General features: G+C 50.6%; 21 protein-coding genes. 3 read left to right on the top strand and 18 right to left on the bottom strand.

All coding sequences use genetic code 11. The features are described from left to right. Nucleotides 1-34: 34 nt before the first annotated feature. The 5 genes from K300_RS16710 to K300_RS0106670 form a co-directional block, all read right to left on the bottom strand. The gene (locus K300_RS16710; RefSeq protein WP_022850895.1) at nt 35-832 is read right to left on the bottom strand and encodes a hypothetical protein; all 798 of its coding nucleotides are present in this window, start codon (nt 830-832) and stop codon (nt 35-37) included. Further along, nucleotides 829-1155, bottom strand: coding sequence for a hypothetical protein (locus K300_RS16705; protein ID WP_155827573.1), 327 nt, complete (start codon nt 1153-1155; stop codon nt 829-831). The genes K300_RS16710 and K300_RS16705 overlap by 4 nt, the downstream gene beginning before the upstream one ends. Continuing rightward, nucleotides 1152-1739, bottom strand: coding sequence for a glycogen-binding domain-containing protein (locus tag K300_RS16090; protein WP_022850893.1), 588 nt, complete (start codon nt 1737-1739; stop codon nt 1152-1154). Before K300_RS16090 ends, K300_RS16705 begins: the two co-directional genes overlap by 4 nt. Beyond that, nucleotides 1732-2214, bottom strand: coding sequence for an RNA polymerase sigma factor (locus K300_RS0106675; RefSeq protein WP_022850892.1), 483 nt, complete (start codon nt 2212-2214; stop codon nt 1732-1734). Before K300_RS0106675 ends, K300_RS16090 begins: the two co-directional genes overlap by 8 nt. 74 nt (nt 2215-2288) lie before the next feature. Further along, nucleotides 2289-2765, bottom strand: coding sequence for a hypothetical protein (locus tag K300_RS0106670; RefSeq protein WP_022850891.1), 477 nt, complete (start codon nt 2763-2765; stop codon nt 2289-2291). 250 nt (nt 2766-3015) lie between these two features. Here K300_RS0106670 and K300_RS0106665 point away from each other — a divergent pair, with 250 nt between their 5' ends. Continuing rightward, nucleotides 3016-3225, top strand: coding sequence for a hypothetical protein (locus tag K300_RS0106665; protein ID WP_022850890.1), 210 nt, complete (start codon nt 3016-3018; stop codon nt 3223-3225). A 44-nt stretch (nt 3226-3269) separates the two neighbouring features. Here K300_RS0106665 and K300_RS0106660 read toward each other — a convergent pair whose 3' ends face one another. Then, a complete protein-coding gene (locus tag K300_RS0106660) occupies nt 3270-4079 on the bottom strand; it encodes a nitroreductase family protein (RefSeq protein WP_022850889.1) in 810 nt (269 codons plus the stop codon). A gap of 84 nt (nt 4080-4163) precedes the next feature. Further along, the gene (locus K300_RS0106655; RefSeq protein WP_022850888.1) at nt 4164-4490 is read right to left on the bottom strand and encodes a DMT family transporter; all 327 of its coding nucleotides are present in this window, start codon (nt 4488-4490) and stop codon (nt 4164-4166) included. Between the two features lie 195 nt (nt 4491-4685). On the opposite strand from K300_RS0106655, the gene K300_RS0106650 reads away from it, so the two are divergent. Both K300_RS0106650 and K300_RS0106645 read left to right on the top strand, forming a co-directional pair. Then, entirely contained in the window at nt 4686-5315 is a 630-nt protein-coding gene (locus K300_RS0106650; protein ID WP_022850887.1) for a 50S ribosomal protein L25, read from the top strand. Between the two features lie 81 nt (nt 5316-5396). Continuing rightward, a complete protein-coding gene (locus K300_RS0106645) occupies nt 5397-6104 on the top strand; it encodes a glycerophosphodiester phosphodiesterase family protein (RefSeq protein ID WP_022850886.1) in 708 nt (235 codons plus the stop codon). On the opposite strand, the gene extS is transcribed toward K300_RS0106645, so the two are convergent. From extS to K300_RS0106590, 11 genes are all read right to left on the bottom strand, one after another. Next, the gene (gene extS, locus K300_RS0106640) at nt 6101-6859 is read right to left on the bottom strand and encodes a selenite/tellurite reduction operon c-type cytochrome lipoprotein ExtS (protein WP_022850885.1); all 759 of its coding nucleotides are present in this window, start codon (nt 6857-6859) and stop codon (nt 6101-6103) included. The two genes, K300_RS0106645 and extS, sit on opposite strands and share 4 nt — an antisense overlap. Continuing rightward, nucleotides 6841-7863: a cytochrome b N-terminal domain-containing protein gene (locus K300_RS16530; RefSeq protein WP_022850884.1), complete on the bottom strand. Its 1023-nt coding sequence runs from the start codon at nt 7861-7863 to the stop codon at nt 6841-6843. The genes extS and K300_RS16530 overlap by 19 nt, the downstream gene beginning before the upstream one ends. Further along, nucleotides 7860-8258, bottom strand: coding sequence for a QcrA and Rieske domain-containing protein (locus K300_RS14845; RefSeq protein ID WP_022850883.1), 399 nt, complete (start codon nt 8256-8258; stop codon nt 7860-7862). The genes K300_RS16530 and K300_RS14845 overlap by 4 nt, the downstream gene beginning before the upstream one ends. A 178-nt stretch (nt 8259-8436) precedes the next feature. After that, nucleotides 8437-9321 (bottom strand): NrfD/PsrC family molybdoenzyme membrane anchor subunit, encoded by an 885-nt coding sequence (gene nrfD, locus K300_RS0106625; RefSeq protein ID WP_022850882.1) that lies wholly within the window; start codon nt 9319-9321, stop codon nt 8437-8439. A 9-nt stretch (nt 9322-9330) separates the two neighbouring features. Then, the gene (locus tag K300_RS0106620) at nt 9331-9894 is read right to left on the bottom strand and encodes a 4Fe-4S dicluster domain-containing protein (protein ID WP_022850881.1); all 564 of its coding nucleotides are present in this window, start codon (nt 9892-9894) and stop codon (nt 9331-9333) included. 15 nt (nt 9895-9909) lie between these two features. Then, nucleotides 9910-12114, bottom strand: a complete 2205-nt coding sequence (locus tag K300_RS0106615; protein ID WP_022850880.1) for a molybdopterin-containing oxidoreductase family protein — start codon at nt 12112-12114, stop codon at nt 9910-9912. 93 nt (nt 12115-12207) lie between these two features. After that, nucleotides 12208-13506, bottom strand: coding sequence for a selenite/tellurite reduction operon b-type cytochrome iron-sulfur cluster-binding subunit ExtO (gene extO / locus K300_RS0106610; RefSeq protein ID WP_238320640.1), 1299 nt, complete (start codon nt 13504-13506; stop codon nt 12208-12210). Next, nucleotides 13442-15316: a selenite/tellurite reduction operon c-type cytochrome ExtM gene (gene extM, locus K300_RS0106605; RefSeq protein ID WP_022850878.1), complete on the bottom strand. Its 1875-nt coding sequence runs from the start codon at nt 15314-15316 to the stop codon at nt 13442-13444. Before extM ends, extO begins: the two co-directional genes overlap by 65 nt. 98 nt (nt 15317-15414) lie before the next feature. Beyond that, nucleotides 15415-15639: a selenite/tellurite reduction operon protein ExtJ gene (extJ, locus tag K300_RS0106600; protein WP_022850877.1), complete on the bottom strand. Its 225-nt coding sequence runs from the start codon at nt 15637-15639 to the stop codon at nt 15415-15417. A 10-nt stretch (nt 15640-15649) separates the two neighbouring features. Further along, the gene (gene extI / locus K300_RS0106595; protein WP_022850876.1) at nt 15650-16849 is read right to left on the bottom strand and encodes a selenite/tellurite reduction operon porin ExtI; all 1200 of its coding nucleotides are present in this window, start codon (nt 16847-16849) and stop codon (nt 15650-15652) included. Nucleotides 16850-16879: 30 nt separating this feature from the next. Continuing rightward, nucleotides 16880-18319 (bottom strand): sulfurtransferase, encoded by a 1440-nt coding sequence (locus K300_RS0106590; protein ID WP_022850875.1) that lies wholly within the window; start codon nt 18317-18319, stop codon nt 16880-16882. Between the last annotated feature and the right edge of the window lie 256 nt (nt 18320-18575).

Below are 18575 nucleotides of genomic sequence, written 5' to 3'. Positions count from 1 at the left end.
ATCCATAGGTGAAATCAAACAAGCTAAACACTTATCAGCGTCTTCCGCCCCCTCCGTGGCCTCCACCGGAGCCGCCGGGATTACCGCCACCCATGCCACCACTGCCGTCCATGCCTCCAGAACCGGAACCACCGCCCATGCTGCCGGGTTCACGACTTTCGTGTACATTGCTTTCCATCATTCCGGCGGCCTTTTCCGCATTCATATAGCCAGCCTTTTCCATAAACTCACTGCGGTACTGCATGATCTCGTCCGCACCGTACTTGCCCACTGTCTCCTTAACGATATCCTTTGCTTTATTTGACTCAACACCGTAGCGAACCATTTCACGATAAAGGGAAAATGCTGACTCTGCATACTCATTCTTCTCCCTTGTCTTTCCGGCAACCTCCCTTGCGATCTCAGCTAGTTCGTCACCCTTCGCTCCGGCAGCCATAGCGTCAGCAACCATACTGCGGACCTTCTCACTCGGCACACCACTCACACCAGCCTGAGAAGCGATTCCCCGGGCATATTCGTAACGGGAGCGCACCTTTTCCACTGCGCTAACCACAAGACCTTCTGGAACATTCTTTGCGATACCTTCCAATACCTTCTCTGCTACCCTAGATGCGGATTCGGCGTCTCCGTTCTGCATACTGCGGATGACAGCATTCACAGCATCACCAGAATAGCCGGCACTCCGTGTCCGCTCCATAAGCTGTTCGGCAAGGCTACTCGAAACACCCATCTTCGAGGCTGTTTCACCAAGCTTCTGATACTCATCTGCATAGGCTGTTACAGCAAATATTGTTATAACCGCAGTAATTAGAAGCATCCTTACTGTTCTCATTTCTTTTCTCCGTCACTATATATGCAGATCTCTCCGCCGAAATCATCCCTCTGCCTCATATCGCAGTCGGGTGTGTATAACTTGCCGTCAACCTTGAGGAAATATGTAAAGTTTTCCTCATACGGCAAAAGTGCTATCCATCTTCCATCGGACTCTTCCGCCGGTATGCCTTTAAATCCGTTGGAGGATGGATAAACCTCCACTCTCTCTGCATCGCTTAGTCTGAACGCACCACTAAGACCACCGGAGGCTTTATTAAATCTGACCTCCGCACAACCGTATAGAACAATAATCGATAACGCTAACAGCAGTGCTTTTCTCAAATCCTGTCACCTATACTTAGAACCGAATTCTCTCCGCCGAAGCCATCGCTCTGCCTTGCCCTGACCGTAGGGTCGGCGATCCTTTTATCATCATTCACAATAAAGCTGTAGCTGTACTCACCTTCACCAAGGGGGACCTTTGCTTCCCAGTAACCGGTGTCCCCGATTCGATTCATATCAAGCCTGTTCCAGTTCGAGAAGCTTCCCGCAAGGGCTACATTCTTTGCATCTGGCATATGTATAACAAAGCGGTGGACGTTCTCCGCTGTCTGGACTTTCTCCGGCTTGTGCATAAACACCGCAAAAACAAGCGCCAAAGACACGGCCAATGATACAAATGAGGCTGCCGCCGCCGGTGAGGGGAACTTAATAACCCTGCCACCCTTCGTCTGGGGCAGTTCCGGTATCTCTGGCTGTGGGAGTTCACCCATCTGCATAATATCCCTCTCGTTGTCGAGGAAATCCAGGGCCAGTTCGGTATACTCCGAGTCTCCATGGACGTACTTCACAAAGTTGATCTTCTCTTCGATATCAAGCTCGTCATCAATAAACTGGCTTATGAGTATATCTTTTTTCTCATCCATTGTCCTTCTCCGCCATGCAGTCCCTAAGCTTTAACCTTGCCCTGTGTATCTTAACTTTTATGCTTGATGTGCTAAGCCCGGTTATCTTTGATATATCATCGTATTTCAAGCCTTCTGTGGTTTTCAGTGCAATAATCTCCCTTTCGGATTCGGGGAGATTGCCGAGACAGTCTGAAAGTGCCTTCTGTCTGCGGTTTTCAAGAAGCCTCTCTTCCGGGCTTTCTCCACAGCTGAGTTCATCGGGTATCTCATCGTGGCGCTTTTCCTTCCTCTTTGAATCGATAAAAACTGTTCTTGCAACCGTAAAGAGCAGTGATGCTGAAAGTTTTTCGGGGTAATTACGGGCATATTTTATGAAGCTTTCCTGATAAAGGTCTTTTGCTTCATCCTCATCACCGCAAAGCTTGATAAGATAGCCGTAAAGCCGACCGCTCTCCCCTTCAAAGAACTCCTGTAGTGCCCGGTTGTTTCGCATCGATTTAAAGCCACCGCTCCCTCAAGGATTTAAGGGGGATAACAATCCCCCCGATCCTTCATTATACTGGAGGTTTATTCGCTTTGCTCTTCTTCCTCGTCTTCTGAATCGGAATCCTCATCCTCAGTGCCGTCATCATCGTCAGCTGTATCGTCGTCATCACTGAAGAATCCATGTTTTTTTCCGAAACCTGTTCCATCCTGGGGACTGGGCTCTGTACCGTCACCAAAACCGGGACCTGTTCCATCTTCGGGGTGCTCACCAGTTCCGTCACCAACGGGGTCACTGTCGTCACCGAATCCGCCGCCGAATCCACCTCTATCGCCATCGGGGCCGTCACCGTCACAGTCTTCGCTTCCACCTGTGTCGCCGCCGTCATCACCACCGGTGTCTCCGCCGCCTGTATCACCGCCACCAGCACCTCCGCCGGACTCGGATGAACCGCCACCGCCATGACCTCCGCCACCGTGTCCGCCTCTGGCATAGGCGAGGTTCGCTACAGATACAGTCAACATTGCTACCATAAGAAATACAAACAACTTTTTCATCATCATTCTCTCCTTTCGTTCGTTGTATGACTCCATAACGGAAGAAACGGAAAAAGGTTACAAAGGTATTTAAAGAAAATGAGCTATGAAGCTCTAAAATGATATAAATAGTTGGAGTATATTGGGAAGACTTTCCCCTTAGAATCCCCTTAAAAACTCCTTTATCTATCTGAATAATTTTCCATCCATGGAAATTATTCTGCCGTTCGAAGAAAGAGACTTCCTTCTCACTTACGCAAGCGAGCTTTCGTCCATGAAATCTTATGCTAATCATACAAATATGGTTGCTACTCAACAGGCTTCCAGGGATGGAAGCCCTGAAGTGAAGAATATGGAGCTATGCTTCATATTCTGTAACGGAAGTAAGCGGAGCGAAGGCTTTGCCAAGCGTAGCGGCAGGGAAATTCTCAGGATGACGAATTTCCCAGATTATATGGATGGTAAATTCCATAGATTAAAATAGGCTTCCAAGGATGGAAGCCCATAACGTATCAACCTTTTAAATACTTAGAGCTTATTAATATCTATCTCGTCCCTTTGGACCCCTCTGTAGTATTTGAGGGCGGGTTTGCCGAAGAGTAGCGCATAGCCGTTTACATGGTCTTCGGGCACTCCTAGGTATTCACGAACTTCGGGCATAAACTCCATGCAGTGCATGATGAATCCGGCCCAGACTGTTCCGATGTCCATAGTGGGTGCTGTAAGATCGAAGTAGCTGGCGGCGATATAGCTGTCCGCTTCGGGAGTGGGCACATTCTTGGGTGAGGATGTGAAGACAAAGTGTGGCGCACCCCTGAATATGATATCCTTCCCTTTTCTATATGCTTCGGCGAGTTTCTCCAGAATGGCAAACTGTTCGGGTATCTTCTTTTCTTCTGCGTATTTTTCGATGGTAGAATACACGAACTCGATGAAATGGGCCATTTTTTCAATGTCGTCGATGAGCGTAAGACGAACCTTGCGCTTGTTTACCCCTGTGGGGGCGTTGGCAACGGTTTCCAGAAGCATCCTGAGCTCGTCCTGATTAACATTGTCCTGACGGAACTTTCTGATACTCCGTCTCCCGCGCACCAATGCATCCATCTGCTCGTATGAGGGGATTTTGTCGATGCTGACTGATTCCTCAGGGTCTAATCCGAATATGGAGATGGCGGCAACGGGGCAGGAGGTCATACAGTGCTGGCACTCTATACAGTTCTCCTCCTTTTCCACCTTGGGGAAGTTTTCTTCATCGCCGACAACGATTCCAGCGGGACAGACCCTCATACAGTTTCCGCAGCGTGTGCAGGTATCTTTATTAACGGTAAATTTGAGCATTATATCCTCCTCTTTGCTGGGCAGGATAGATTATGATGTGTTTCTGTCAAGTACGCATCTTTTTGTATGTTACTTACCCCGGGGTTAGTGCACCGTATCGGAGAAAAGGTTGATAACTGCAACACCAGCTATTATGAGACAAAGCCCCAGTATGGCTGGCAGATCGGGGGTTTCCCTGTAAATAATGAAACCTATGAGTGTAATAAGAACGATTCCCAGCCCTGACCAGACAGCATAAACAACGCCGACCTGCATCGTTTTGAACACCAATGAGAGGAAATAGAATGATGCTCCGTAACCCAGCACAACAAGGATGGACGGGTAAAGCCTGGTGAACCCTGTGGACGCTTTCAGCGATGATGTGCCGATAACCTCAAAAAGTATCGCCAATGCGAGGTATACCTTTGCCATAAGCTCACTCCTCTGATATATTATCTGGTCACTGAATATTACATTAATTGGCCGTTTGGTGAATACTTTTCTTCGTGGATAGAGAGGGATAGCACATCTGCAACTTTGAATTTGATATTATTAATAAACTGTGATACTGTAACTTCCCGATTTTTTGAAAAAACAGTAATAAAATTTCATATAGGAGTAACCGTTATGATTGAAACTATTAAATGGAAAGCTGAGAAGAGGGGCGAGCTTACGAAGGGACAGCTCAAGAACCTTCGTGACAACAACATTATCCCCGCCGTTCTTTCAAGCAGAGGCAAGGAAAGCACCCTGCTTACACTCAGCCGTATTGATGTGGACAAGAGGCCCTATGGAAACTTCCGTATCGAGCTTGATATCCCCGGAGAAAGTGAGCCCGTTGACTGCTATATCACAAACCTTCAGTACGACAGCATGAGCGATTTCATCATCCATGCCGAGCTTCAAGAGCTTACCAAGGGTCAGAAGATCGACCTCGAAGTTCCTCTTCATGTTGTGGGCGAGCCTGCAGGTGCAGAGCAGGGTGGTATCCTCAGCCAGAGCATCAACAGTGTTCTTATCAGAACACTCCCCCGCCACATGATGGACAAGATCGATATCGATGTCTCCAAGCTTGAGATCGGCGATTCCATAACCATCGATGACCTGAATCTCTCCGAGGACTACATCCTCCTTGACCCCACAGAGGGAACCATCGTTTCCGTTGTTCCCCCTCAGGCTGAGGAAGATCTTGAGCCCTCCACCGATGAGGTTCAGGAGGTTGAGATTATCTCTGAAAGAAAGGCTGACGAAGAATAATACTAATTGCTATCATAGAAATGCGAAAGCCGTCCTGTGTACCGGGCGGCTTTTTGCGTTTTTTAAGGGGAGAGTGAGCCTATGAGCAGAATAAACTGGCTCCTTGAAAAGCCTATAGCCCACAGGGGGCTTTACGGTGGCGACATTCCGGAGAACAGCCTGCCCGCATTCCGTGCAGCGGCGAAGGCCGGCTATCCCATCGAGCTTGATATCCAGCAGACTGCCGACGGCGAAACCGTTGTATTCCATGATGATGATCTGGAAAGGATGACAGGTGTTGCGGGTGAGATCGGCAAAATGAAGTATTCAGAGGTCCGCAAGCTTCGCCTTAATGCTACTTCTTTCTGTATCCCTTCCCTTGAGGATGTTATGGCGGCGGTTAATGGTGACGTTCCGCTTCTGGTTGAGCTTAAGAACAGCAAAAAGCCCGGTAATATGGAGAAAACCGTCGCCGAAAGGTTTAAAAATTATCCCCACAGTGCCGCTGTACAGTCCTTTAACCCTCAGAGTGTGGAATGGTTCCGAAAGAATATGCCGGAGGTTCCGAGGGGTCTTCTCTATGGGTTAACAAAGGGGAGCGGAAACGTCATAGAGCGTTTTATGGCGAACTTCAAGGGTGCGCCGGACTTTATCGCCTGCGATGTGAGTGCATTCCCCAACGAGAAGCTCCTTAGAAGCGTTCGTAAAAAGAAGGTTCCACTCATTCTTTGGACTGTGAAAAGCCTTGAAGAGGCGAATGATCTAACAGAGATTGCGGACAATATCATATTTGAGGGCTTTACCCCCTAGAATTCACCGGGAAGTTTTTTCTTTTCATCATCACTCAGTTTAAGAGGGGGCATCATTGAGCCCTTATCCAGCAATCTTGGGTTTTTAACCCATTTCAGCAGGGTTTCGTTATCCCATTTCTCATGTCTCGGCAGGGTGTTATCGGGGTAAAACTCTGTAAACAAGCCGGACAGGTTAGGCGCAGTATCACCATCCCCCATACCACCTTTTTCTCTGGTCAAAAGCCTGTGGCATCCTCCGCACTTCTTCGAGAAAACACCCTCATCGCCGCTATTTATAAAAACGACAAAGGGTCTGCTTTCAGGCTCAACATTGGATGCTTCGCCTGAATTAAGTATATACCTTACAATATCCTCTGCATCATTGTTATCGAAGCCGAAGCGGGGCATATAATCGTTCGGTTCGTTTATCTTGTTCAGCAGGAATGCTCCGGTTTTACGTTTGGCCTCTATGTCTAGGTTTGAGGATGCGTTGTTGCCGGTTTCTCCAAGTGTATGGCATCTTCTGCACGCCGCTTTTTCTGTGAGATCTTTACCGTTATTAATCCCTTTGCCGTTGGTGATGAAGTCGGCAAAACGACCTGATATGAGTCCATCATGGGCAATGTTTTTGCGGGAGGTGTCGGGGTTGCCTCTGTGGCATGCGGTACAGGACCCCATTTCCGTGTAGTGCGGCTCGTGGCATTTCATGCAGAGCTCGGCGGCGGATACCGCTAAAGCTGAAAAAAGGATAATTGTCAGAATACGAAGGACCAATTCTCACCTCGGAAAAACATGGCAACTATTGTTAATGCGATTATGCATACTGCTGTTAGTGTAATGATTAACCAGACCTTTCTGTCACCGGCGGCGAACCATCTGGAATGAACCGGCTTGTAACCCCTTCGCATATCAGGAAGGAAGAAGAACACTACGAAGATAATTGCCGCTACGTTGAAGAGAGAAGCACGCCAGCTTACGATCTCCTGAAACCAGAGGAGGAACCATGCGCTTTTTACAGGGTTGGGGGGTTCTGCCGGATTTGCAGGTATTGTAAGGGGTGCGGGGAAGATAACTGCGAGCAGGCACAGCATAGCCACAACCGATAAAAAAATAGCCGCTGTAAATCTGTAAAGTGCCGGATCCGATTGCTGTTTCGGGCTCTCCCCCATGGGGAGGAGGCCGCCGTCCCGCCTGATATTATACATATGGGCCCAGGTCAGCCCGATGCAGAGCATCGGTATAAAAACTATGTGCAGGGTGAAAAAGCGGAGCAGAGTAAGTTGTCCTCCAACGCCGTCGGGTGCCAGAATCCCCCTTATAAAAGAGCCTAGGGGGAGGATAGCTACCAGCTCCATCCCTGTCATTGCGGCCCAGTAGGAGAGCTGGTCGAAGGGGAGAAGATAGCCCGTATACGCCTCGAATATCATGAGTGCGGCTATGATGTAGCCGAGTTTCCAGTTTTTCGGACGGACGGAGTAAGCTCCGGTGTATACCGTGCGGAGCAGGTGTGCGGCGGCTGTTACAAGCAGGAAATGGGAGCTCATCCTGTGCAGTGAACGTATGAAAGCTCCGCCGAAGACCTTCTCTTCAAGGAATATGATAGAATCGTATGCGCTATTGACTCCGGGTATGTAGTAGAGCAGGAGCAACACGCCCGTGATCAGTAGCAGGGCGAAGGAGGCAAAGGCGGCGGAACCGAGGTAGAGTGTCTTTTCCGGTCTCAGGCTCTCTCTGCGGAATGACTTCGGGAAGATATGCTTTATGAACCTTGCGATCAAGCCTTTACCCTCTTGCCGATACGGATCTCACCATCCTTTTCTGTTACAGGATACTCGTCCAGAGGCCTCTGGGCGGGGCCTTTTAGGACATCGCCGTTAAGTGTGAAGATGCTGCCGTGGCAGGGGCAAACGAACCTGTCGCCGCTGAGTGCAACGGTACATCCAAGGTGGGTGCAGGTGAGGGATACTGCACGTATTTCACCCTTTTCCCGGAGTATTGCCACCTGCTTGTCGGGAAACATAAGTGCTCCCCCTTCGGGTACATCACCCCGATTTGCTGTAATGAGAACAGAATCCGCATCCGCATCGGGGCTGAGATACCGGTAAAGGGTGTAAAAAACGGGGAGTGAAACAAGGAATGCTATCCCCCGCTTGATGAAGTCTCTTCTCTCCATATCTGACTAGTTATGCTCCTAAGCTGTGTCAGCGGATAGTATACAATGCGCCGCCGTAAATTTCAAAACCAAAGGGCGGGCCGAATCGTTTCAGCCCGCCCGATGTTTAGAGTAAAAACCCAAAGGACCTTTCACTAACTGCTCACTCGGAAAAAGGGGGCATCCGCCCCCTGTTGTTTTAGTGAAGATACTCGGTGAATTTCTGTGTGTAGACGCCGGCATGGATTATGAGGTGACGCAGAAAATAGCCCCCTACCAGTACCAGTACCTCGAAAAGCACAAGCTTTCCGCCGGAGATCTTCATCTTGCCGCCCTCTGCCAGAGCAAAGGCCACGGCGGGGATGAGAAGTCCGCCGAAGACGAGGAAGAGCCAGAATTCAAGGGCAAACTTGCCTGTAAGCAGGCTCATGGCGGAGTACTTCATCTCAGGAACACCCTGGAGTGCTATGAGGAACATTCCCGCAAGGAGAAAGATCTCAAGGATAAGCAGATACATATGCGTACTTTCGATCTTGCCGAGGTGGTCGTGGTTCTTGAAGAACACCTCTTTAACCAGCATAGCACCTGATATCCCCGTTGAGGTTGCGGAGATGATGAAGAGTATGGGGAGTGCTGTCTGGTGCCAGAAGGGGATGGCCTTGAGGACACCGAGGAGTACAGCTGTGTAACCTGCTGTAAGCACACCTGTTATTATCAGGAGCCAGCGCATAGTGTTCCCGCCGGAAAACTTTATGAATCCGAGGTTATATGCTCCGTACACAAGCGAAAAGAGTGTGAATAGGGTGAGTATAGCCGTACCCCATGTGATCGCCGAAGTGGGATTGGCGAAAAGGAGTATGAGTAGCCAGGGTTTCCAGAATCCCTGACCGAGGTCTATGTAGAGGAACCCTATACCGATTGAGACCAGAGGCATCCCTATGACACTGGCCGCTTTTATGAAAGATAGATATTTTTCCCTGTCGTACATGTCCGCAAGTGCGGCTGCCACGATAGCTCCGGCGCCGACACCGGCAAGGAAGAGATATGCGGCAACGTACCATTCAAAGGCTTCTTGAAATTCCATCACTGCCTCCTATTTCTTCACGTAGAATATATTCGGCTCAGTACCGAGATCCGTACGAAGCTTCCAGACATTAAGCCTTTTCTCCGCGGCATCCTTGAGAAGAACCGAAATCTCACTCTCGGGATCGTTGAGATCACCGAACACCCGTACATTTCCGGGGCAGGTTGTGGCGCAGGCGGGCTCTTTCCCTTCCAGAGCTCTGGGGAGACAGAAGGTGCATTTCTCCGCAACGCCGATATCGTGGTTGAAGAATCGTGCATCGTAGGGGCAGGATGCGATACAGTATTTACATCCCACACACTTGGAGCGTGTTACGAAAACGATGCCGTCCTCACGCTTGTGGCTTGCCTTTGTGGGGCAGACCGTAACGCAGGGGGCAACATCGCAGTGGTTGCACTGGTGGGGGAGGAAGTCCATGCTGGGCTTCTCCCTCTTCTCCGGTTTAATTCCTGTGTGGATGTGGGTACGGAAATGATCCTCTGGAACATCCCATTCCGCCTTGCATGCAACCATGCACGCCTTGCAGTCCACGCATCTGTCAACTATGTATGCCATTCCGAATTTTTTCTGCATTGTTTACGCTCCTCCTCACACTTTCTCGACTTTTACAAAGCCGTTGTGGAAGCCGGCTCCGCCGGAGATGGGGTCCGTATCGTTGGATGTGAAGTCCGCATCCCTTGCGCCTACCCCGGCGATCCTGGTGAGCCATTCACTTTCATGGCCGAATCCATGGGGTACGAAGATAGCCTCGGGGTGGATATAGTCCACAACCTTTGCTGTGCAGGGTCCGCTCTTCTTGTCACCCTTTACGACGCGAACCTTCATGCCGTCTGCGATACCAAGCTTGAGTGCTTCTTCTGTGTTGATCCAAAGCTCAACCTCGGAATGGTGCAGGGCGAGAAGCCATGCGTTGTTCTGGGTTCTTGCATGGGTGTGGAAGCTGAGGCGTCCGAAGAGTATCCTGTATTCGCCTGTTCCAGGTGTGGGGACCTTCTCGTAGGAGGGGAGAGGATCATACCCGAAGTTCTCCATGATGTTGCTGTAAAGCTCAGCCGAGCCTGAGGGTGTGCGGAATGTGGGGTCCTCACCGTTGAATGCGGGGAAGGGATCACCCGTTGCGCCCACATATACACCGTGCTCCTTCATGTATTCCTCTGTGGTTCCCGCCGCTTTGAACATCTCACGGTTGTACTCTGGGATCTTCATGAAGTGGTTGTCGTATCCCATGGCGTGGCAGAGCTTCTCTGCCATCTCCCATCCGCCCATGGTATCGTGAACAGGCTCTGTGGCGGGTTCACGAAGCTGGAGGTATCCGCTCTTTCTCGCCTGGGTAATGGCGGGATCGTAACGCTCCAGATAGGTGGATTCGGGGAGGATAACATCGGAGTAGAGAGCCATATCCGTCATGTATATGTCGCAGGTAACGATTAGTTCGCTCTGCTCGATGGCCTTGTATACAACGGAGCTGTCGCCGTGGTGGTGCATAGGGTTACAGCCGTATATGAACATGGCCTTGAGATCGGTACTTTGCTCCGCAATTGCTTCCATGAGCTTATTAGCAAGGCCGAGGTTTTTGGGTGCGAGGGGGAATTCTGTTCCTGCGCCGTCCGCTCTCTCTCCGCCGTGCTTCTCGAAGTGAACCATATGGGGCTTGTTTTCGATCTTGAAGGGGATCGTCTTGTATATTCCACCGGGCTGCTCCCAGTTGCCCATGAGAGCGTTGAGTATAGCTATCAGGCGGACGAACTGAGTGTCGTTTCCGTATCTGGTAACACGTCTTCCGGGGTGGATGTAGCAGTGGGGGGCCGCTTTTGCGAGCTGCTCCGCCGCTTCTATGATCTCCTCCTCGGGGATCTCGGTTATCTTGGATGCCCATGCGGGGGAGGTTTCACGAACCTGCTGGGCGAGTTCGTTGATTCCGCTCGTGTACCAGTCGGTGAAGCCTTTGTTGTACAGTCCTTTATAGAGTATATGATGGATCATTCCCATGAGCAGAGCGGAGTCTGTACCGGGCTTGATCATCATGAACTGGTTTGCCTTAGCCGCTGTTTTGTTGTAGCGGGGATCCACGTAGATTACATGGGCTCCTCTGTGCACACCTTCAATGAAATCCTGAAGTTCGCCCACGTGGAGCGCTTCAACGATGTTCCTTCCAAGGAGCATGATGCACTTTGCATTCACAGAGTCCACAGGCTCCTTACCGCCGCAGGGCTTTCCGTATGTGAGTGCCCAGCCGATTTCACGGCTTCCGAGACACTGGGCATAGGAAGGTATACAGACGTTGGGTGTGCCTATGATGTGCATGAGTTCGATGAAGGAGTGTTCACCGGAACCGTGGGCGAAAAGGGTTACTGTCTCTTCACCGTAGGTGTCCACAAGCTTGCTGGTGTTATCGGCTACGTACTGTAAAGCCTCCTCCCAGGTTGCCTTGCGGAACTCGCCGGAGCCCCTTTCCCCTGTTCTGATAAGGGGTGTTTTAAGCCTGTCTTTGTCATAGAGCTGAAAAACGCCGGAGTTGCCCTTTGCGCAGAGCTTTCCATTGTTTGCGGGGCAGTCGGGCTGGCCTTCCAGCTTTTCCACCCTGCCGTTCACCGTTCTTGCAGTAAGCCCGCACTTCCAGAAGCACATTTCGCACCAGTTCTGGGAGTAGGTTACACCTAAACTGCCGGATGCGGTTTCGCCGCTTTCGGCCATCAGCCTGAATGAAGACAGGGAAGATACTGATGCCAGGGCGGCACCCGCCGCGGCAGTTCCCTGAATGAATCGTCTTCGGGAGATTCCTTTTTTAAGCATGATTCCCTCTTTTTTTAGTAGTACGCTTTGGTTTTTTTATTATCCCGGAAAGGGCGTGCCAGCCTTCCCTTTATATGCAACGGGTAATAATCCTCACTGAGCATTGAGGATCCTGTCTACCCGTTTCCATTTCTTTATATAGAGTTTTTTGTACTCCTTATCCTTGTTTGTGATTGTCCGGTACTCTCCATCGTTTATGAACCTTCCGCCGTTAAGGCTGAACTGCTCATGATCGAAGAAGTTGCTTATCTCAAGACCGTCCTTGTCGAGGAGGAAGATCCTGTCCTTTTCATCCTGGCGCATGAGCCTTTTGTCGCTGCCGTGGCAGGAATCGCACATAACCGTACCCCGGCGGGTGGTGTGGGGGAATGTCGTCTTGAAGGTGTTTGACACCATAACGTTCTCCTCACGTACACGGTCGTGGTCTATGTATGTGTAAAAGCCTATGAACTCCGGCCTTATCATGGTGTATCTTCCGTTTTCACCGACAGCCAGTGGCGGGGGGGTATATGTCTTTGTATGGCTGCTCTTGGCGTAATCAAGGTTAGGGCGTTTCACCCAGCGGAAGAAGTCGGAATAGTCACTCTCGTTGAAGCGTATCCAGAACGTTCCGTACTCCTGATTTGCCCATGATGAATGACAGCTCCAGCACTCCATCTTTTCCATATGCCCCTTGATGGAATGTTCAATTACGTCCATATCCGGCTCGTGGCAGTCCGTGCATGTCTTCGGTTCGGTATCCTCCCCTGCGAGGGAGGCCATTGTGTGGCATTCGCCGCATTTCATCCCTTTTTCGTAGTGCACATCTGGTAGCATGGCGGCGTAATGCCCACCTTTATATTCGATACCTCGCTGGTAGCGTTCGTGGTCCTCTCTTATGCCGAGACCTCTGTATTCGATGCCCGTATAGTAGTCCCTGTGGCACTCGTGGCAGGCATCATCCTGCGGTTCTGCTATGGAGTGGGGATCCTCGGGTGCATGGCAGTCCGTGCAGGAGGTTACGTGGCAGTTTTTGCAGTTCTTATCGAAAAAGCCGGAATCATATCTGCCGTAGGATTCCAGGACAAATCGCTGTTCGGGTATGCGTGTGTGCATGGTACTGTTCATCATCCCCTTGTATTCCTCGTGGCAGTTGAGGCATCCGGGTGCTCCTGCTGCAATATCTGCCGCTCTGGCGAAGTGTCTGGAATTTGGTGCATGGCACTCTTCACAGGATACACTCCCATGGGCGCCGCCGATGCTGTGTTCATCGTGGCATGCTGTGCAGGTTTTCCCTTCGGTATCGATAACCCTGGGAGAGACCGTTTTATTGATCTCCGCCGCCGTGCTAATCGAGAAGAGGGCGGTGCACAGAATCATTAAGAACATCGCCGTAGTCAATATCCTCGCCATAGAACCTGCTTTCCCCTTTATCGTGGCATACGATGCACTGGTTTACCCTGAGCATTGAGGCTATCTCTTCTTTGGTCATTAGCCTTGAATGCTCCCTGACAACATCGGAGGTTACAGAGAGCTTTCCATCCTCAACGCTGTATAGAGAGTCCATCGGTTTATCGCATTTATCGCACATGTATGTGCTGGTAATACTCTTTTCTTCTATGGATACTATCCCCTGTCCTAGGCCTGCGAACATCATATCGCCATGGCATCCGGCACAGGTCACCGCCTTTTTGCCGGTGTTATGGCTGTAAAAGGGGGCGAACTTGAAGTTCTGCTCACCACGGAACTTAAAGATATGCTCGTCCATAACCTTGTTGCCGTTTTCGTCTATGACATTAAGAAAGGTCTGACAACCGGGGGTTACCGGTGAGATCTTCCCCCTCTGGTTCACTCCGAGAGGGAAGGGGAAGAAGGTCCTGATATCCTCCTTCTCACTGAAACGACCCTGAGTCTCCTCCATCTTTATCCAGTCCATCATCTTCTCGGACTTGTCATAGGTGGTGTGGCAACCGTAGCACTGAACGACGGTGTTAGAATGGCATGTGTAGCATTCGAGCCTTTCATGGCCGAAGACCTCATGCTCATCGGTTCCGTTCACCGTCTTTATCTCAAGGCGCTTCCCCTCTCGTTTGGTGTAGAGGTAGAGTTTGCCGTTCTCCTTCTTCACGTTGGAGTACATCCTGCCTTTGGAGGTGAGCACCATCTCATCCCCGTAGTTCACATCAAAGGCGTAGTTCTTAGCCTCCCGCAGGGGGTAGGCGTTCTCCTTGGTTATCCTTTCGGTTTTAGGAGCTGTCTCACCGCCGTGGCAGTCCTCGCAGGCGGTTTCTATCTGGTCGAACATATTCTCGTACATGTAGCCGTCACCCATGATATCCCGTGAGGTATGGCAGTCGATACACTCCATCCCCGCATCGCTGTGGATGTCTGCGTGCATATGGCGCAGGTTCCGCACTCCGTCGATGAGTTCCGGTCCGGGAAGCCCTCTCATAGTGGGTACGAGGGAGTTATTACCGTCGTAGAGCCCCTGATAGGAGAGGGCGATCCTGCCGCTCCTGTTGTGGCAGGTTATGCATACGTCATCCTTCGGGAGGGGGTCTATAATATGCTTCTCTGGGTAGCCCTCCTTCCCTTTGATCGTCTTGTCTCCCCCTTCATATGTTCCCGCCACGCTGTGATTGAAGTGGCATCCGGCACATCCGGAGGAGTGGTGTGCCCTGTAGCCGCTCCTTTTGTCATACCCAAGATGGCATGCGGAGCAGAACTTCCGGTAAAGCTCTCCAGAGAGCTCCTCCAACTCGGTTACGGCGGGGCGGGCTGTTTCATTCCCTGATGCGTCAAAACCCTCTGCGCCGTGGGTGGAGTACAGCTTTCCTTCGTAGTCGTTCCAAGCCTTCTGGCTGTTCTTTATCATTCCGGTGGCGGTGTACATGAGCGTTGTGCTGACTCTGTCGTGCTGGTATTGGTGGCACTTCCCGCAGCCCTCATCCCATGTTTTGCTTGAGGAAGGGTTTCTACCCCCGAGCATCCCCTTGTGCGCCTCATCTTTGTCAAGGGACTTATTATTCCCTTGATGGCACTCCACACAGGCGAAGTCATGGTTTTCTGAGGTTGTTTCAATACCGGCGTGGCATTCTCCACTTATACATGTGCTTGCCGACTCCACACCCTTTTTGGATGCACCAAGAGGGTTGAAGGGTGCGTAGGCAGAGAGCACAAAAATAACGAACAGCAGCGAAACAATGGCCGTGGTTTTCTTCATTACAGTCCCGAAAGTCGAAAATAAAAACAGTGTGTACAGGAATAGACGAAAAAAAAGGGGGGAGCGTTAAGCTCCGCCCCCTTTTTATGCTGTGTGAATTAGCAGCCCTGAAGCTGGAAGCCGGCACCGCCGCTATTGCCTCCGCCCATGGCCTTGATCTTAACTTTGTCGCCAGCTTTAACATCAAGGTTACCCTGAAGCTTGATGGTGACATTGTTGCCGTCCTTGCTTACGACTTTACCGCTTGCGCTGGAAGCTGCATATGCAATACCAGCAACGGCAAGAGAAACAGCAAGAACAAGTACGATTAACTTCTTTTTCATTATATTCCTCCTAGAATCTCACCTGCAGGTACAGTTCGAAGGTGTCGAAGTCCTGCATGTTAGTGTTTGAGCCGAGTTCCTCTTCGAAGTCAGTCACGCCGTACTGGGCGGCGATCTTGATCTTGTCTTCGTCGAGGTAGTAGTTCACACCACCTGCGTAGAAGTCTATGGTGTTGTCATAGAATCCGTTGAGCATGGCGTAGTTGAAGGTGTCATACCTTGCGAAGAGCTGGAGCTGACCGGGGCCTATCTTGCCGGGGAGCATGTAAGCACCCTTCACATAGTATCCGTCCCTCTCGCCGTTCATGCCGTATGAGTTGAAATCGGGGTTCGCTCCCTGATAAGCCTCGTCGAACTGTACATCTAGGTAGGCTGCTGAAGCTGTGAAAGTACCAGCGGCAGTGGGGAGTTCGCCGAAGATGTCGAAGGAGTATGCTTTGTAGTCCTTGGCATCGGTTTGGTTAACTGTATCTGCATAAACAGCCTCGGGCTCCATCTGATAGGAGGCACCCACAGTGAGCACCTTCTTCTTTCCGAGGTATGTACCCTTGTATCCGTATCCCTTCTCTTTGTCGCCGAGGGAGATATGAGCACGTGCAGTGTAGCGGAGGTTTGATGCGGGATCGGGGGAACCGTCGCCCTCGTCTCCGGTACGTCCTTCCTGGGCCTCGAAACGAAGCTGCATGAGGTTGTCAGCAAGGCTTGCACGGATACCTATACCCTTGTCACGGCTGGTTTTAAAGGGAGCGTATACGAAGTATGAACGATCCATGGTAAGGGGTGTGAAGCATCCCTCAAGGTTTTCCCTTGTGAGGCTGTGCTTGAATTTACCAAGGATAAGGTCGATGTTCTTGTTCATCTTGTACCTGAGCTGTGCATCAAGGAGGTAGAAGTTCTTGCTGTCATCGTCGGAAACGTCAACAGAAAGGGGTGTTATGTTCTTGTCCTCGATGTACTCAGTCTGAACATAGAAGCTGAGTTTTGAGTTATATGTGCCGATGAAGCCGAGCCTGTTCCTTCTGAAGTTGAATTCGCTGGTGCTCTCTTCACCCTCGGGGCCGCTTCCGGTGTTTCTGCCTGTGTAGCCGAACTGTGCGTCATAGAAGAACTTGAGGTAATGCCCCTCTCCCAGCTCAATAGGCTTGAATGCGTATGCTGAGAAGGATGTCAGCAGTACCGCAAGAAGCGTTATAAGTGTTTTTAATCTCATTATAATCCTCTTATCGTTACTAAGCTGTTATCAGCATCCGCCTGTGTCAGGACCGGGCTGAACGGGTTCTGTTGTGTCGTCTGTGTCGCTGTCTGAGTCATCGGAATCTACATCGTCAGATGCGAGGTAAGCTGCGTCCTCTTCTGCGATCTCTGTTCCGGAACTGGTGTAGTCTGTGTCTACATCATAGAGAACAACGCCGTACTCGTCCTTCCATGTTGAAGTGGGGTTGAAGAGGAAGTCGGAGAGCTTAGCAGTGTCGTATGCAAGCATATTGGGGTTAGCGTCCGCCTGGAGAGGTCCGCCGAGAACTACATCAGCAGTGGAAACTGCATCGCCGGACTCAACCTCTACGAAGGAGGTACCGCCCCATGTGATGGCTGTGGAGTTGTCGCCAGCGATGTACTGGTCGTTCATGGGAGTGTATGCTACGTGGCTTGCCCATGCGGACCATGAACCGTCATAGAGTGCTACGTTGTCGTAACCGAGAACTTCTTTGATGTAGAAGTATATGGGGGTTGCGGAGTAACCGGAGTAGCAGTGTACGATGATGCGGTCGCTGGAGGAGATGCCTGCACTTGCGAAAACGGGCTCCATCTCTTCTTTGGACTTGAATGTGCCGTCTTCGTTAACAAGGCTGCCGCCTGCGATGCCAGCATCGCCTGCAACGATAGCACCGGTGATTCTACCCTGGGTAGCTTCCCTTGAAGTAGCGCTGCCGCCTCTTGCGTCGATAATCTTAGCGGAGCCGGTTTTAACGTAATCTATAACCTGCTTGGTTGAAACCCTTGCTATATCATGTATACAGGGGAGTTCTTTTACGCTGAAAGTGCTGTCTGCGGGGTCAACGGACTCGGAAGCTGTGTCCACGAGTGCGGAGTTGGCCGCTTTAACAGCTGCAACGCCACCGTCGATAACTCTTATCTTGTCTTCTGCGAATCCCCAGTAGTAAAGCATCCACCAGCCTCTGGTGAGGTTCCATACACCATAGCCGGACTTTGAGCTTGTGAGGACGATTACTGTGTCCTTGGTTACGCCGAGATCCTGGATGATAGAGTCAACAGTAGGACCTGAGGGAACCATTCTTGAGGATACAGCACCCTGAAGAGTGGTGTCGATGGGGCCTTCTGCTCTGGCTTCCCTTACAGTGTAAGTTTCGATATCGCTTACGGAAGTAGAGGCGATGATTCTGTCCGCCTCAGAATCGCTGAAATCGGTTTGAACATCGAGGATAACAACGGGGTCGCCGTCATCAGTTTTGTAGCCGTTGGTGATCCAGTCTGCTGCTGTGGATGCGCTTATTACGGATTCGGCTGATGTTTCATAGGTGTCCCACCATGCCTTATCGTCCTTTGATTCGGGCGCTTCATAGTCGCCCCCACCGCCGCAGGCGGAGATGATTGTTACGAGAGATACCGCGCAGATGGTAAGAATAAACAAACGCAGTTTCTTGAGAGCATAAGTTTTCATTAAATTGCCTCCAATTTGTTTTTAGAAACTATGCAAGCATGAGTTTCCACACGCTTTACGCTGCAAATAAACCAAAGCTAACCCTATCTGAACCCGAAGACCTCAGGAAGCCTTGCTAATAGGGCATCTGCGGCCTGCTCAGTTCGGTATTCAGAGGGTTGTTATTAAGTGATTATTGGCAATGGTGCGGTAAAAGTCAATCGATATAGGATCCTAAAAGTGCCTGTTAATACTGTATATTTGAGTATTGCAATAT

The organism is Limisalsivibrio acetivorans, assembly GCF_000421105.1.
Taxonomy (GTDB): domain Bacteria; phylum Chrysiogenota; class Deferribacteres; order Deferribacterales; family Geovibrionaceae; genus Limisalsivibrio; species Limisalsivibrio acetivorans.
Note: the sequence above shows the minus strand (reverse complement) of the source record. Positions and strands in the feature narration are given on the sequence as shown.